This window comes from Pseudoduganella lutea, from assembly GCF_004209755.1.
Taxonomy (GTDB): domain Bacteria; phylum Pseudomonadota; class Gammaproteobacteria; order Burkholderiales; family Burkholderiaceae_D; genus Rugamonas; species Rugamonas lutea.
In genome coordinates this window covers 5,474,738-5,489,201 of the sequence record NZ_CP035913.1, presented here as the reverse complement: position 1 = coordinate 5,489,201, position 14,464 = coordinate 5,474,738, and the positions used below count along the sequence as shown (strand labels likewise).

11 protein-coding genes and 1 pseudogene are annotated in these 14,464 nt (G+C 68.9%); 6 read left to right on the top strand and 6 right to left on the bottom strand.

Features of this window, described 5'->3' with window-relative positions; genetic code table 11:
* Positions 1-84: 84 nt before the first annotated feature.
* The 4 genes from EWM63_RS23315 to EWM63_RS23300 all read left to right on the top strand — a co-directional run bounded on the left by EWM63_RS23315 (position 85) and on the right by EWM63_RS23300 (position 4,825).
* Entirely contained in the window at positions 85-1,725 is a 1,641-nt protein-coding gene (locus tag EWM63_RS23315) for a Na+/H+ antiporter (RefSeq protein WP_130188667.1), read from the top strand.
* The gene (locus tag EWM63_RS23310) at positions 1,725-2,807 is read left to right on the top strand and encodes a sensor histidine kinase (protein ID WP_130188666.1); all 1,083 of its coding nucleotides are present in this window, start codon (positions 1,725-1,727) and stop codon (positions 2,805-2,807) included. The genes EWM63_RS23315 and EWM63_RS23310 overlap by 1 nt, the downstream gene beginning before the upstream one ends.
* A complete protein-coding gene (locus tag EWM63_RS23305) occupies positions 2,795-3,550 on the top strand; it encodes a LytR/AlgR family response regulator transcription factor (RefSeq protein ID WP_130188665.1) in 756 nt (251 codons plus the stop codon). The genes EWM63_RS23310 and EWM63_RS23305 overlap by 13 nt, the downstream gene beginning before the upstream one ends.
* A 99-nt stretch (positions 3,551-3,649) precedes the next feature.
* Entirely contained in the window at positions 3,650-4,825 is a 1,176-nt protein-coding gene (locus tag EWM63_RS23300; protein ID WP_130188664.1) for an acyltransferase family protein, read from the top strand.
* 15 nt (positions 4,826-4,840) lie between these two features.
* Here EWM63_RS23300 and EWM63_RS32970 read toward each other — a convergent pair whose 3' ends face one another.
* Both EWM63_RS32970 and EWM63_RS23290 read right to left on the bottom strand, forming a co-directional pair.
* Positions 4,841-5,797, bottom strand: coding sequence for a sensor domain-containing diguanylate cyclase (locus EWM63_RS32970; protein WP_130188663.1), 957 nt, complete (start codon positions 5,795-5,797; stop codon positions 4,841-4,843).
* A 57-nt stretch (positions 5,798-5,854) separates the two neighbouring features.
* Positions 5,855-8,248 (bottom strand): penicillin acylase family protein, encoded by a 2,394-nt coding sequence (locus tag EWM63_RS23290; RefSeq protein WP_130188662.1) that lies wholly within the window; start codon positions 8,246-8,248, stop codon positions 5,855-5,857.
* A gap of 127 nt (positions 8,249-8,375) precedes the next feature.
* On the opposite strand from EWM63_RS23290, the gene EWM63_RS23285 reads away from it, so the two are divergent.
* Both EWM63_RS23285 and EWM63_RS23280 read left to right on the top strand, forming a co-directional pair.
* Positions 8,376-8,897 carry a GAF domain-containing protein gene (locus EWM63_RS23285; RefSeq protein WP_130188661.1) on the top strand — a complete coding sequence of 174 codons (522 nt, stop codon included), beginning with the start codon at positions 8,376-8,378 and terminating at the stop codon, positions 8,895-8,897.
* Entirely contained in the window at positions 8,890-9,285 is a 396-nt protein-coding gene (locus EWM63_RS23280) for an ANTAR domain-containing protein (protein WP_130188660.1), read from the top strand. Before EWM63_RS23285 ends, EWM63_RS23280 begins: the two co-directional genes overlap by 8 nt.
* A gap of 28 nt (positions 9,286-9,313) precedes the next feature.
* Here EWM63_RS23280 and EWM63_RS23275 read toward each other — a convergent pair whose 3' ends face one another.
* From EWM63_RS23275 to EWM63_RS23260, 4 genes and pseudogenes are all read right to left on the bottom strand, one after another.
* Positions 9,314-10,843, bottom strand: coding sequence for a PAS domain-containing sensor histidine kinase (locus EWM63_RS23275; protein WP_130188659.1), 1,530 nt, complete (start codon positions 10,841-10,843; stop codon positions 9,314-9,316).
* A gap of 93 nt (positions 10,844-10,936) precedes the next feature.
* A complete protein-coding gene (locus tag EWM63_RS23270) occupies positions 10,937-12,070 on the bottom strand; it encodes an esterase-like activity of phytase family protein (protein ID WP_307720797.1) in 1,134 nt (377 codons plus the stop codon).
* A 154-nt stretch (positions 12,071-12,224) separates the two neighbouring features.
* On the bottom strand, positions 12,225-13,517 hold the full coding sequence (locus tag EWM63_RS23265) for a DUF3422 family protein (RefSeq protein ID WP_130188657.1): 1,293 nt from the start codon (positions 13,515-13,517) through the stop codon (positions 12,225-12,227).
* Positions 13,517-14,457: pseudogene (locus tag EWM63_RS23260) on the bottom strand (LysR family transcriptional regulator). The gene EWM63_RS23265 and the pseudogene EWM63_RS23260 overlap by 1 nt, the downstream one beginning before the upstream one ends.
* Between the last annotated feature and the right edge of the window lie 7 nt (positions 14,458-14,464).

The following is a 14,464-nucleotide window of genomic DNA, read 5'->3' as shown; positions in this document are numbered from 1 at the left end:
GTTCCCCACCCGCCGCGCCCCACTCTCCTATAATTGCAATGGTTCACTATCATTGGCTTTGAAAACAGGGGGCAACTCGCAACGATGGATTCGATCGAAATCGTACTGGCCATGCTGCTGGCCGTGGTGGCCAGCGCCTATCTCGTTCGCGTCCTGCCGGTCTCGCTCCCTCTGCCGCTCGTGCAGATCGGCCTGGGTGCCGCGATCGCGGGCTACACCGGCCACGGCGTGCAACTCGATCCCGGGCTGTTCTTCCTGCTGTTCCTGCCGCCGCTGCTGTTCCTCGATGGCTGGCGGATTCCCAAGAGCGGCCTGTTCCGCGACAAGGGCATCATCCTCGAACTGGCGTTCGGCCTCGTCGTCTTCACCGTCGTCGGTGCCGGCTTCCTGATCCACTGGCTGATCCCGGCGATGCCGCTGCCGGTGGCGTTCGCGCTGGCGGCCATCGTGTCGCCGACCGATCCGGTGGCCGTTGGCTCGATCGCCTCGCGCGCGCCGATCCCGAAACGGCTGATGCATATCCTGGAAGGCGAATCGCTGCTGAACGATGCCAGCGGCCTTGTCTGCTTCCGCTTCGCCGTCGCCGCCGCGATGACGGGCACGTTCTCGCTGACCCAGGCCTCGCTGACATTCGTCTGGCTGGTGGGTGGCGGCATCGCCGCCGGCGTCGGCGTCACGCTGCTCGTCACATGGGCGCAGCGCTGGCTGTTCCGGCACTTTGGCGAACCATCCGGCTCGCCGATCCTCGTCAACCTGCTGATCCCGTTCGGCGCCTACCTGGCGGCCGAACACACGCATGCCTCGGGCATCCTGGCCGCCGTCTCGGCCGGGGTCACGATGAGCTACGTGGAACTGTCCGGCCAGGTCATGGCGGCCACGCGCATCCAGCGCTCGGCCGTGTGGGATACCGTGCAGTTCGCGCTGAACGGCGTGATGTTCGTGCTGCTGGGCGAACAGTTGCCGGACATCCTGCATGGCGCCCGCGTCTCGCTGGACCAGAGTGGCCACCTGAACCCGTGGTGGCTGGTGCTGTACGCCTTTTCCATCTCGTTCGGCCTGCTGGCACTGCGCTTCATCTGGGTGTGGACGACGCTGCGCATCACGCTGTACCGCAAGGACCGCCGTGGCGAAGCGGCGCCGCGCCCGCCGCTGCGGCTGCTGCTGGCCACGTCGCTGGCCGGCGTGCGCGGCGCGATCACGCTGGCCGGCGTGATGACGCTGCCGCTGGCGCTGCCCTCGGGCGCGCCGTTCCCCGCGCGCGACCTGACGATCTTCCTGGCCTCCACCGTCATCCTGATCTCGCTGGTGCTGGCCAGCGTGGCGCTGCCGCGGCTGCTCGCCGGCATGGAATTCCCGGAAGAGCCGGCGGAACAGCTGGAAGAAGACCTGGCGCGGCGCGAGGCGGCCAGCGCGGCGATCGCCGCCGTCGAACGGGCACAGATGGAGCAGTTGCAAGGTGGCCTGGACGCCGACATGTATCCGGAAGCGGCGGCACGAGTGATCGCGCTGTACCAGCACCGCCTCGACAGCACGGCTGCCATCGACGACGAGGACGTGGCCCGCTTCCGCAAGCTCGCCGCGGCCGAGCGCGTGCTGCGCCTCGCCGCGCTGCAGGCCGAACGCCGCACCATCTTCAACCTGGCGCGGCACGAACACATCTCCGACGAGATCTCCCGCAAGCTGGTGCGCGAGATCGATCTCGTCGAGGCGCGGCACAAGCACTGATGGACGCGCTGCAGCGGCGCGTGCGCCTCGTCATCGCCGTGGCCTGGATCCTGTTCTGGGTCCTGATGATCGTGACGGCCGTGCAGGACTTCCTGCGCAACGACGATGGCCCGCTGTGGAAGCCCCTGCTGTGGGAAGGCTCGTCGGCCGTCACCGGCACGATCCTGCTGCTGTTGCAGCGCCGCTTCACGCGCCACCACGATGCCCTCGTAGTGCGACCGCGCGCCTGGTTCGCCCGGCAAGCCCCGTGGCTGCTGGTGTACTGGCTCGCCTTCGTGCCGATCGCGTTCGGTATCCGTCATGCCGTCTACGCGATGGTGGGCGACGTGTATCCGCACGCATCCTGGCCGCGCGTGTTCGTCTACGAGAACATCAAGATGACGATCTTCTTCGCCATCTTCGTCGTCATCATGTTCGGCGTGCTGTCCTGGCAGGTGATGCAGGGCGAGCGCCTGCGCGCCGAGCGCATGGCCACGCAGCTGCGCACGGCGCAGCTGCAGCAGCTGACGCGGCAGGTGCAGCCGCACTTCCTGTTCAACGCGCTGAACACGATCGCCGCGGTGATGCACGAGGACGTCGAGCGCGCCGATGCGCTGCTGGTGCGCCTGGCCGACCTGCTGCGCGCCGCGCTGGGCACCGGCGCGCAGCAGGTGCCGCTGGCAGACGAATTGCAGCTGCTGCGCGGCTACGCGGACCTGATGGCCGAACGCTTCGCCGACCGCGTCACCATCGCCTGGCACGTCGAACCCGGCATCGGCAGCCTGCTGGTACCGGCCATGAGCCTGCAGCCGCTGCTGGAAAACGTGTTCCGCCATACGGTCGAACGGCGCTCCGGCCACGTCGGCGTGACCGTCACGGCGCGGCGCGACGGCACGCGCTTGCTGCTCGCCGTCGAGGATGACGCCGGCATGCTCGACGCCGCGCCGGCGCCCGGCGGCACCGGCAGCGCGCTGGCAAACCTGCGCGCCCGCCTCGCCGCGCTGCATGGCGACCACGCCGGGCTGACGCTGGCGCCGCGGCTTCCTGCCGGCGTGCGCGCCGAGCTGGCACTGCCCTGTGTGGAGGCGCCGTGCGCATCCTGATCGTGGACGATGAACGGCCCGCCCGCGACCGCCTGCGCCGGCTGCTGGCGGGCCAGGCAGGCATCGCCGCCGTCGACGAAGCCCGTGACGGCATGGAGGCACTGGCGAAAGTGGCGTCATTCCAGCCGGACGCCCTGCTGCTCGACATCAGCATGCCGGGCCTGTCCGGCCTCGAAGTGGCGGCCTCCCTGCCCTCGCCGGCGCCGCTGGTGGTGTTCGTCACGGCCCACGACGACTACGCACTGCAAGCCTTCGACGCCAACGCGATCGACTACCTGCTCAAGCCTTGCGACCCGGCCCGGCTGGCGCGCGCGCTAGGACGGCTGCATGAGCGGCTGCATGAGCGGCTGGACAAACGCCTCGCCGGCCGCGCGGTGGCGCCGGCGCCCGCCACCGGGCTGCCGCTGCGCCAGTTGCTCGTCACCGAGCGGGGCGTCACGCGCATCGTGCGCATCGCCGACATCCGCTGGCTGGAAACGGCCGACAACTACGTCGTGCTGCATGACGGCGCCGGCGCACCGCTGCTGCGGCAAACGCTGGCCGGCCTGCTGGCCGCCGTCGGCCCGGCCTTCGTCCGCTGCCACCGCCGCGCCGCCATCCACCTGCCCTGGGTGGCGCGCATCGTCGCCAACGACAAAGGCGACGGCCGGATCGAGCTGGCCGACGGCGGCACCGTCCCGCTGAGCCGGCAATACCGGTCCGCCGTGCTGGCCGCCCTCGCCGCGCAGCCGGCCGACGGCTGATCCCGGCTCGCCACGCGCCGCTCCGGGTCGCCACAAGGTGCTGGCGCACCGCTGCCCGCCGGACCAGACTGGCGTCATCCTCCCCACGACGACCGCGCCATGCACAACGAACAACGCCTGTATTTCCTCGACTGGCTCCGCATCCTCGCCTTCATCCTGCTGCTTTTGTACCACACGGGCATGTACTACGTGACGTGGGACTGGCACGTGAAAAGCCCGCACGCGGGCACGGCGATCGAGCCGCTGATGCTGCTGTCGTCGCCATGGCGGATGTCGCTGCTGTTCCTCGTCTCGGGCGCGGCGGCCGGTTTCCTGCTGAGAAAGATGGCGGCCGCGGCATTCGTGCGCGAGCGCAGCGCGCGGCTGCTCGTGCCGCTGCTGTTCGGCATGCTCGTGATCGTCCCGCCGCAGCCGTATTTCGAGGTCGTCGAGAAAGTGGGGTATGCCGGCAGCTACGCCGATTTCATGGGACTTTATCTGCGCGCCTACGGCGGCTTCTGCAAGGATGGCGACTGCCTGTTGCTGCCGACGTGGAACCACCTGTGGTACTTGCCGTATGTGTGGGCCTATGCCCTCGTGCTGGCGGCGCTGGCCGGCACGCTCGGCCCCGCATGGCTCGGTCGCGCCGGTGCCCGGCTGGCCACGCTGCTGGCCGGGTGGCGGGCCCTCGTCCTGCCGGCAGCCCTGCTGGCGCTGGTGCGCATCGCGCTCAAGCCCCACTTCGAGGAAACCCATGCGCTGGTCGACGACTGGTTCAACCACGCCACGTACCTGCCGCTGTTCCTGGCCGGCTCCGTACTCGGCGGCCAGGCGGCTTTCTGGCGCGAACTGGAGCGGCTGCGCTGGCCCGCGCTCGGCATCGCGCTGGCCAGCTGGGCGGCGCTGGTGGCCTACCACTGGCAGCCGGAAGCGTTGCAGGTATGGCCGGTGACGGCCCGCATCGGATGGGCCACGTGTCAGTGGTGCGCGATCGTGGCCGCGTGCGGCTTTGCGCGCCGCCACCTGTCCGGCGACGGCCCAGCGCGGCAATACCTGACGCAGGCCGTGTTTCCCGTCTACATCCTGCACCAGACACTGATCGTGTGCTTCTCCCGGCTGTTGCGCGGGAGTGCGCTGCCGCCGGCCACGGAAGGGCTCGTACTGCTGGTGCTGACCGTCACGGCCAGCTTCGGCATCTTCGAGATCGCGCGCCGCATGCCGCTGCTGCGGCCCCTGTTCGGCTTGAAGGACGTGAACCGGATCGCCGTGGCGACGGCGACCCGGCAGGTCGGGTAAAGCTCAGTTCAACACTCAGTTCAAAACCTTACGGCTCTGCTTGGCCCGCCCCATCTCGGCGTCCGCCATCGCGAACGTTTCCTCGAGGTCGTAGCCGGGCTTGCGCAGCGCCATGCCCAGCGCCGCCCGCACGTCGGCCGCGGCCAGCGCCTCCTGCACCCGCAGCAGCAGCGCCTGCGCATCGAAATAATCGCATTCGACCATCAGCATCGCGAACTCGTCGCCGCCGAGGCGGGCCACGGTATCGGTGCCGCGCGTCACGCTTTCCAGCGCCCGCGCGGTACGGATCAGCAGGCTGTCGCCGGCCGCCGTGCCCTGCGTGTCGTTGGTGAACTGCAGGTCGTCGACGTCGAGCGATACCACGCAGGCCGAGTGGCCGTAGCGGCTGCAGCGTTCTTCCTCGCGCTCCACCAGCAACTCCCAGCCACGGCGGTTGACGAGGCCCGTCAGCGGGTCGCGCGTGGCATCGGCGTCCACGCGGTCGGCACGGCGCGACTCGGCACCGGCATCGAGTTCCGCGCCCAGGATCTTGCTGAGCAGTTCGCCCATCAGGTTCAGCGTATCGAGCTCGTCGCGCAGCGCGTCGGGCTGCGCGCGCGGGTCGATCCCGCACAGCGTGCCGAACAGCGAGCCGTCCGAGCGGCGCAGGGGCACGCCCACATAGGCGCCCGTCGGCAGCTTGTCCGCCATGGGCACGTGCGCATAAGCGGGAACGTCAGCGGTGGCGGGCGCGACGCCGGGGCCATGGCCCAGCACCATGCGCGAACAGAAGGTATCCGTCCACGGTAGCGACAGGCCCGGCTTGACGCCATAGCCGCCATGTTCCTTGCCTTGCGCCCCGTCCGCCTCGTCCACATGCAGCACGATCCAGTCGTCCCCTTCGGTTCGTGTCACCATCCACAACTGCAAGCCAAGCCGACGCCGCAGATGGGCCATCGTGGCCTGCGCCGCCGCAGCGAAATCGTTGATCATGCACGCCTCTTCGGTTGTCATTACGCTGCCACATTATGCACCCAAACAACGGCCATATCACGGGGCAAAGGCTAACGTGTGCTCCACCTGCCCCGGCAGCAGCGGCGTCGCCCGACCGCGCACCCAGTCGGCATGGCCGGCCAGGAAATACGGCGACAGCGGGTGGCCGCTCTGCCCGCCCGGCATGTTGAAGATGCCGCCCTCTTCCTTGCCGGGCGAAACGGTGAAGCGCTCGGACTGGCCGAACGTGGGCCCGGCCACGCGGGGCAAGTTGCTGTCGCCCGGCAGCTGGTCGGCCGGCACGCTCAGCCATTGGCGCAGCGCGGGCACGGCCCCGGCGATCGGGTGCGCGATCGCCGCCGTATTGAAGGCGCCCCAGGTCGCGTCGCGCAGCGGCTTGCCGTCCGGCGTGAGGTCGGCGATCGTGCGGTCGAGCGCGGCGAGCTGCAGGTCACGCCAGCTGGCGTACTGGCGCGGCAGCCACCCGGGCGGCTGCTCGTCGAGGAGGCGCTCGATCACATCCGGCCAGCGCTTGCCGGCCAGCGCCGCGTTGCCGTTCCATTCCTTCAGCGGCATGTTGGCGCCCCCGTAGAGCAGGTCGTAAAGGTTCCACATGAAGCCGCGCGCGATCCGGTAGCCGCTCGCCTCCACGCTGGCGCGGCCCGTCCAGCCCGAGCGCAGCAGGCGCGCGGCTTCGGCACGTTGCGGATTGCCCCGCACGGCGGCGCCGTCCAGCAGCGCCAGCGCACGCGCACGCCATGGCGCCAGGAACAGCGCGCGGTCGTCCAGCATCACCCCGTACACGGCCTTCTCGTCCGTCCGCGCGCCCAGCGCCGCGAGCGCATCGCGCGCCTGGCGGGTGCGCGCACCCAGGTCGTAGCCGCCATCGCCCAGCAGCGCGGCGCCCGGTCCGGCCAGCTGGCGGCTGTTCGCCGTCACGAGCTGCCCCGCGGCCGGGTTCACCACGCGTGGGTACTCGGCGCCCTGCAGCCAGCCCTGCCAGCCGGCGTCGCCATCGGCCAGCGGATACGTGGCGTCGGCAGTCCCGGCGCGGCGCGGCAGCGGCCCGGCGATGGTCCAGCCGATATTGCCGGCCGCGTCGCCGGCGATGAAATTCTGCGCCGGCATGCCGGCGGCGTTGGCCACTGCCAGCGCCTCGTCCAGCGTGTCGACGGCTTCCAGGCGCCGCAGGTTCACGTTCAGGAGCGTGCTCTGGTGGGCGATCCAGTGCAGCGCATAGGTGCGGCCGGCGCTGTCGAACAGCGGCCCGCGCGACGTTTCGCGCACCGTCAGCGTCTCGGCCGGCGCACCTTTCACGAGGATCGTTTCGCGGTGCAGCGCCGGCGTTTCCCACTTGCCGTTCAGCCGCACCTGGCCGGGCCGCGCAGGGTCGGCGGTGGCCGGCACCAGGTCCTGGAAGTCGCCGTAGCTGTTGGTGAAGCCCCAGGCCACGTGGCCGTTGCTGCCGACCACGACGAACGGCGTGCCGGGCAGCGTGACGCCGACGATGCGGCGCGTGCTGCCGTTGCTGTCCGGGACCTGCAGCAGCGCGCGGTACCACGTGTTGGGCAGCTTGATCCCCAGGTGCATGTCATCGGCCACGATGGCGCCGCCGGTCGCGCTGCGCGTACCGGCAACGGCCCAGTTATTGCTGCCCACATTGCTTTCCATCGTGTCGAGCGTTTCCGCCGCCAGCAATGCAGCGTCGCGCGTGCCCGGCTGGCCCCACCACGACGGTGCCGTGGCGGGAATCGGCGCCGGCGCCAGCGCAATGTCGGCGGCATCGACCGGCGCATCCCAGCGCGAGGCCGGCGGCAGCAGGAATGCCAGCTGTTCCGGCGTCGAATTGTCGCGCAGCCAGCCGCGCGACAGCTCGCGCCGCGCGCCGGCGCCCTGCAGGTCGAAGTACATCGCCCAGATCACCAGCAGCGTGTCGTGCGCCGACCAGGCCCGCGGTGCCTGGGCCAGCAGGCCATATTCGAACGGCCGTGTGCCCAGCGCGTTCAGGCCGTCGTTGACGCCGGCCGCGTAGCGCTCGATCAGTTGCCGGTCGGGTTCGGGAAGGTGGCGGTAGGCTTCGGCGGCGCGGGCCCGGAAGCGGTGCAGCCGGTGTTCGCGGTCCGTCGGCAAGGCCTTCGGCCCGAACAGTTCGGCCAGCTCGCCGGCCGCCACGCGGCGCAGCAGGTCCATCTGGAAGAAGCGGTCCTGGGCGTGCACGAAACCGGTCGCATAGGCCACGTCGAGCCGGTCGCCGCCGGAGATCGATGGAATGCCCAGCGCATCGCGGTGCACGGTCACGGCGCCATGCAGGCCGGGCGCGGCGCGCTTGCCGTCGAGCTGGGCCAGGCTGCCGCGCAGGAAGAACCACACCGTCATCACCACGACGACCGCCAGGGCCAGCAGGCCCCACCCGATGCGCCGGACCCAGCGGCCCCTGCGTCCTGCTGCCATGCATCGCCTCCGCGAAGTTTCTCTGCGGCGCATCTTGCCAGAAATCCAACGCGAACGGGAGCAAAAAAGTGTAAGCGGGGAATAGTGGCATGGTAGAGTGGAAACGCCCGTGTTTTACTGTTAAATCATGTTCGCACCGCCCAAACCCGATAACGAAGCGGCCCGCATCGCCGCGCTGTATGCCCTGCTGATGCTGGACACGCCGCCGGAGGCGCGGTTTGACCGGATCGTCGAGTTCGCGGCAGCGGAATTCGACGTGCCGATCGCCCTCATCACCCTGCTCGACGACGATCGCCAGTGGTTCAAGGCGGCGATCGGCATGGGCATCACGTGCCAGACCAGCCGCGATATCTCGTTCTGCGGCCACGCGATCCTCAAGAGCGAGATCATGGTCATCGAGGATGCGCTGCGCGATCCGCGCTTCGCCGACAACCCGCTGGTGACGGGCCCGCCCCATATCCGCTTCTATGCCGGCGCGCCGCTCGTGCTGCCGTCCGGCTATGCGATGGGCACCCTGTGCGTGATCGACACGCGCCCGCGCCAGCTCGACGGCATGGAGCTGGCCATCCTGTCCACGCTGCGCCATCTGGTGGTGCAGCAGTTGATGGGTGAAGAAGAGGATAAGGCACGCGAGGCCGCCGATGCCTGAACGGCGCATGCTGCTGGTCGAACCGGCGGACATGCTGCGCCGCACGGTATCGCTGACGGCGCGATCGCTCGGCATGGACGCGATCGACGAAGCGGCCACCTTGCCGCAGGCGCAAAGGCTGCTGCGCGAGCGCCGCTATGCCGGTGCCGTGATCGCCGTTGACAGCGGCAGCGCGCTCGACCTCACGCTGCTGGACCTGGTGCGCCAGGGGCAGACGGCGAGCGACGCGGCGATACCGATCGCCGTGCTGGCTGCGCAGGCGGACCAGGATTTCGTCGAGGCGCTGCGCGGGCGCGACGTGCGCCGCGTGATCCTGAAGCCGTTCCGGGCAAAGGTGCTGCTGGAAACGTTCGTGGCGATGGGCGCGGGGGCGGTGGCGCCGTCCTGATGACGGACCCGGCGGCCCGCCGCCCTGGTCAACCCTGCGGCGCGGCGCACCCTTCCAGTCGCGCGCATTCTTCCAGCGCATACGGCAGCCGCAGTGTAAACACGCTGCCTTCCCCGGGCTGGCTGCGCACGGCGATGCGGGCGCCGATCAGCCCCGCCAGCCGCTCCGACAGGTGCAGCCCCAGGCCCGTGCCTTCGAACTGCCGCGTGGTGCCCTGGTCGATCTGCGTGAAGGGCTTGAATAGCAGGCCGAGCTTGTCGGGCGCGATGCCGATGCCCGTGTCGATCACGTCGATCAGCACCGCCCGTTCGGTCGGGTCTTCATCGATATCCACCTCCACCCGCACCTCGCCCCGCTCGGTGAACTTGATCGCGTTGTTCATCAGGTTGATGACGATCTGCTGCACCGCGCGCCGGTCGGTGCAGACGGTGACGTTGCGCTCCGCCTGCTTCACGTGCAGCGCCAGGCCCTTTTCATACGCCAGCGGCGCGAACATCGCCGTCACATCCTGCACGAGCCGGCGGCAGTCGAACGGCTCCCTGTTCAGCTGCACCTTGCCGGAGGCGATCTTGGTGATGTCGAGGATATCGTTGATCAGCGAGAGCAGGTGCCGCGCGCTGGACTGGATCGTGCGCAGCTGCCGCTCCTGCTCCACGTTGACGGGGCCGGGCAACTGCATCAGCAGCGTGCCGGTGAAGCCGATGATGGCGTTCAGCGGCGTGCGCAGCTCGTGCGACATCGACGACAGGAAGCGGTCCTTCGCCAGGCTCGCGTCGGCCAGCTCGGCATTCTTTTCCTGCAGCGCGTGCTCGATGCGCTTGCGTTCGCTGATGTCGCGGATCGCGCTCATCACGAGCGTGCCCTCTTCCGTCGGCAAGGGCGACAGGCTGATCTCGACGGGGAATTCCTCGCCGTTACGGCGCAGGCCATACAGTTCGCGGCCGATGCCCATCGGCCGCTGCGTGGGCGCCAGCGAATACGCCACGCGCTGGCCCACGTGTTCGCGCCGGTAGCGCTGCGGGATCAGCACTTCGAGCAGCTGGCCGCGCAGCTCGCCCTCCGGGTAGCCGAACAGTTCATCGGCCTGGCGGTTGGCCAGCACGATGCGGCCGGCCGCATTGGCCATGATGATCGCGTCGGGCATCGATGCCAGCAGCGTGCCGAAACGGGCACCGACGAGCGCCGCGTCGCGCATCACGCGCAACGGCGTCACGTCCTTCTTCGTCCACAGGATGCAGTCGGGCCGGCCCGAGGCATGCCGGACCGCCTTGCTCGAGCTGTCGATATAGATGAGCGAGCCATCCTTGGCGCGGCGCATGGATTCGTAGTTGGCCGAGCCGTTGGCCAGCGTGTCGAACAGGATGGTGCGCTCGGTATGGAGCAGTTCGGGCGGCACGATCAACTCGCCCAGCGTGTGGCCGAGCGCTTCCTGCGCCGTGTAGCCGAACACGGATTCGGCGCCCCTTGTCCAGTACAGCACCACGCCGTCCGTGGTCGTGACGATCACCGCGTCGGGCGTCTCGTCCAGAATCAGCCTGCCAAAATCGATGTCGTCCATGTTGTCTGCAGCCCTTCAGCGCAAGCTTACCGGCTTTCCTGAAAGTGCCGAGCACGGCTCATGGCGGTGGCACGGCTCATGGCCGAAGCATGGTCATGGAGGGAGGACTTCGAACAGCAGCAGCTGCGTGACCTGGCGCTTGCTGAAATTGTCGTCCGTGACGAAGACCAGCGTGGCATGCCCGTTCGGCAGCGGCGGGCCGAAGGCGAAGCCCTCGACATTGTCGAGCATCGGCAGGCCGAGTGCGGCAAAATCCAGCACCAGGCGCTTGGCAGCGGGCGCAAACGTGGCCCCGGCCAGCGCCGGCACGCCGCGAATGTCGCTCGCCTGGCGCAGGTCCGCCTCGTACAGGCGGATATGGTTGCGATAGCGGCCTTCGTCGCCCTGCACCGCCGAGCGCTCCAGCACCAGCAGCGTGCGCGGGCCGGTGGCGAGGATCTCGGAAATGCCCGTGTCGGCAGCCATGCCATTGCCCGGCCGTGCCGGAATGGCGCCGATCGGGTAGGCATACTGGGCCAGCACCTTGCCGGCGCGATCGAGGTGCGTGATGCGGGCCGGCGCCCCATGGTCCAGCGTCGGCGGCAGGCCATCCTCCACCAGCGGCGCCTCGAGCGCCAGCCACAGGCTCGCGCCGTCCGGCGCGAACGACAGGCCCTCCAGGTTGAGGTTGTTGCGCACCCCTCGTTCGTGGCCGGGCCACTCGCGCAGCGACGCCGGCAGCGGCAGCTCCGCGCGCAGCAGGCCGGCGGCGTCGGCCTGGCGCAGGAACGGATCGAGGCCAAGGCGGCCATCGCCCTCGCTCGTGTACCAGATCGTGCCGTCACGGGGATCGATGCGCGCCGATTCGATATCGGCCACCACCCCGCCGGCCTGCGCGCGCTCGTGCTCCACCGGATACGTGCTGCCGTCGCCCTGGCGGAAATAACGCACGGCGGTCAGTTCCACCGCATCGAACGACGATGGCGTGAAGCGCAGCGTGGCACGGTAGAAGCGCGCGGGATTGGTGGCGGAACGGTCGTCGCTGGCCAGGATCCAGCTGCCGTTCGCCGCATCGTAGTCGATGCCGGACAGGCCGCCGATCGTGGTCCCCTGGAACTGCGCCTTCCACGCGATGCGCTGCTCGCCGATGAAGCGCAGCGCCGCCACATCCCGCCCGGCAGGCACCACCTCCCCCGCCGCACACCCGGCCAGGCACAGCACCACCGCCCACATCGTCAAACGCTCCATGGCATCCCGCATGTCCAGTCAACGCCGCATTATCGCAGAGGCTCGCAAACGTGGCATACCAACAACAGCACATTCGGGGTCAGACCCCAATCCCAGGAAATCTTTCCAAAAATCGGGGTCTGACCCCGGTTTTTGGCAACTTTTCGGCAGCGAATCAGGCGTGGTGGCTGCGGTGCAGGCGCTTGTGCATATTGCGCAGCGTGAGCCAGACGGCGCCGGCGACCAGCGGGACGGCGATGCCGATCAGCGCGTCGGGGTTCGGCACGAGGCCGAGTCCCTTGGCGCCCTTGATGGAATAGCCGAGCAAGCCGACGACATAGTACGAGATCGCCGCCACCGACAGGCCTTCGACCGCCTGCTGCAGCCGCAGCTGCTGGGCGGCGCGGGCGTTCAGCGATTGCAGGATCTGCCGGTTCTGCGTTTCCTGCACGATGCCCACGCGGGTGCGCAGCAGGTCGTTGCTGTTGCCGATCCGGCGTGCCAGCGCTTCCTGGCGGGCGGCGACAGCCTCGCACGTGCTCATGGCCGGGGCGAGCCGCCGTTCCATGAATTCGGCGACGGTGGGCACGCCTTCGATCCGCGTCTCGCGCAGCTCGTCGATGCGTGTGTTGACCAGCTTGAAGTAAGCCTTCGACGCGGCGAAACGGTAGCTGTTATCGAGCGACAGCTTTTCGATTCGTGCGGCCAGGTGCGTGATCTTCTGCAGCAGCGTCTGTTCGGTGGTACCGTCGGACTGCAGCAGCGCCTCGGTCGCCTCCGCCAGTTCCTTTTCGACGGCATTCAGCTCAGGCACGGCGCGCTGCGCGGCCGGCAGGCCATACAGCGCCATCATCCGGTAGGTTTCGATTTCCAGCACGCGCTGCACTAGGCGCCCGGCCTGCTGTTCGCGCATGCGCACGTCGTTGACGACGAAGCGCGAGAAGCCGTCGGCCTGGATCGCGAAATCCGAGCACACTTCGCCGCCCTGCATCACGTTGCTGGCGGCCAGCGACACGCCCTCGAACAGATCCTGCACCGGCGCATGGTCGCCGGCGCTGCCCTTGCGCAGGATGACGTGCGCCGCCACCAGGATCCTGCCCTTCAGCGACAGCAGCCACTCCTGAGGCACGTGCTCGATCGGCATGCGCTCGAAGTCTTCCGCATCGTCCGTGCGCTCGGCGAACGTGTACGTGGCGAACTCGGAATGCAGTTCCCACTTGAGGCGGAAGCGGCCGAAGTCATGGTAGAAGAAGCCGCCGTCGCGGGCCGGCGCGGTTACGCCGAAGTGCGCGCACAGCGACGCCAGCAGCTCGTGCTGGGCCTGCGCATTGTTGTTGCGGCCATGGCCGAACACGGCGATGTGCGACACGCGTTCCGGCGCGCGCAGCTTCAGGAACGGCCGCGAGTGCAGTTCCGCCGCCAGTGGCACCCGCTGCGGGTGGTTCAGGCTCGAGAACACGAACGACATCAGTACACCTCCTTGGCAGCGCTGCGCACGGCGGTGAGCAGCAGGTTGGCACCGGGTGACAGCAGGTGGTCCTGCTGCTGGACGATGCCGAATGCATCCATCTTGAACGGCAGCTCGATCGGCAGGATCGTCAGCACGTTCAGCGATTCGTAATAGCGCGCCACGTCCACCGGCATCACGTGCAGCGTGTCGGTCTGCTGCAGCAGCGCCGTGATCAGCAGCAGCGCCGTGGTATCGACCGTGTTGGCGGGCGGCTCCAGGCCGGCGCGGCGGAACATCATGTCCACGCGGTGGCGCAGGATGCTGCCCTGCGGCGGCAGCACCCACGGGTAGCTGGCGATGTCCTTCAGCGTCAGGTTCGGGAACTGGCCAGCGGATGGCCGATGCGCGCCACGGCGCACGCGGGTTCCTCGGTCAGTTCCTCGTAGGTGAGCCGCGAATGGGTGTCGTGTTCGAGGATGCGGCCGATCATGAAGTCCAGCGAGCCGCGCTCCAGCATCGACAGCAGCGTGTTCGACGGCTCCATGTGCACGCCGATGCGCAGCAGGGGCGCCTGCAGCTTGACCTTGGCGATCGCCTTCGGCAGCAGCGACATGGCCGGCGTCATGATGACGCCCACCTCGACCTGGCCGACCAGCCCGGATTTCAGGGCCAGCACGTCGTCATGCGCCAGCGACAGGCTGGTGAGGGCCATGCGCGCATGGCGGATCATCGTTTCGCCGAACAGCGTGGGCTCCATGCCGCGCGGCAGGCGCTCGAAGAGCTTCACGTCCAGCATCTCTTCGAGATCCTTGATCTGCTTCGAGGCTGCCGGTTGCGTCATGTGCAGCGTTTCCGCGGCGCGGTGGATGTTGCGTTGTTCGTCCAGCGCGATCAGCAGCAACAGCTGCCGCGTTTTCAGGCGCGCGCGCAAAAACCAGTTGGGATTGAGTGTATCCATCGGCGAA

Bases quoted from the DNA above. Each gene is read 5' to 3' on its own strand.
- EWM63_RS32970 (WP_130188663.1), bottom strand. From the start codon at position 5,797: ATGATCAACGATTTCGCTGCGGCGGCGCAGGCCACGATGGCCCATCTG.
- EWM63_RS23270 (WP_307720797.1), bottom strand. From the start codon at position 12,070: ATGGAGCGTTTGACGATGTGGGCGGTGGTGCTGTGCCTGGCCGGGTGT.
- EWM63_RS23275 (WP_130188659.1), bottom strand. From the start codon at position 10,843: ATGGACGACATCGATTTTGGCAGGCTGATTCTGGACGAGACGCCCGAC.
- EWM63_RS23310 (WP_130188666.1), top strand. From the start codon at position 1,725: ATGGACGCGCTGCAGCGGCGCGTGCGCCTCGTCATCGCCGTGGCCTGG.
- EWM63_RS23265 (WP_130188657.1), bottom strand. From the start codon at position 13,517: ATGTCGTTCGTGTTCTCGAGCCTGAACCACCCGCAGCGGGTGCCACTG.
- EWM63_RS23280 (WP_130188660.1), top strand. From the start codon at position 8,890: ATGCCTGAACGGCGCATGCTGCTGGTCGAACCGGCGGACATGCTGCGC.
- EWM63_RS23290 (WP_130188662.1), bottom strand. From the start codon at position 8,248: ATGGCAGCAGGACGCAGGGGCCGCTGGGTCCGGCGCATCGGGTGGGGC.
- EWM63_RS23315 (WP_130188667.1), top strand. From the start codon at position 85: ATGGATTCGATCGAAATCGTACTGGCCATGCTGCTGGCCGTGGTGGCC.
- EWM63_RS23300 (WP_130188664.1), top strand. From the start codon at position 3,650: ATGCACAACGAACAACGCCTGTATTTCCTCGACTGGCTCCGCATCCTC.
- EWM63_RS23285 (WP_130188661.1), top strand. From the start codon at position 8,376: ATGTTCGCACCGCCCAAACCCGATAACGAAGCGGCCCGCATCGCCGCG.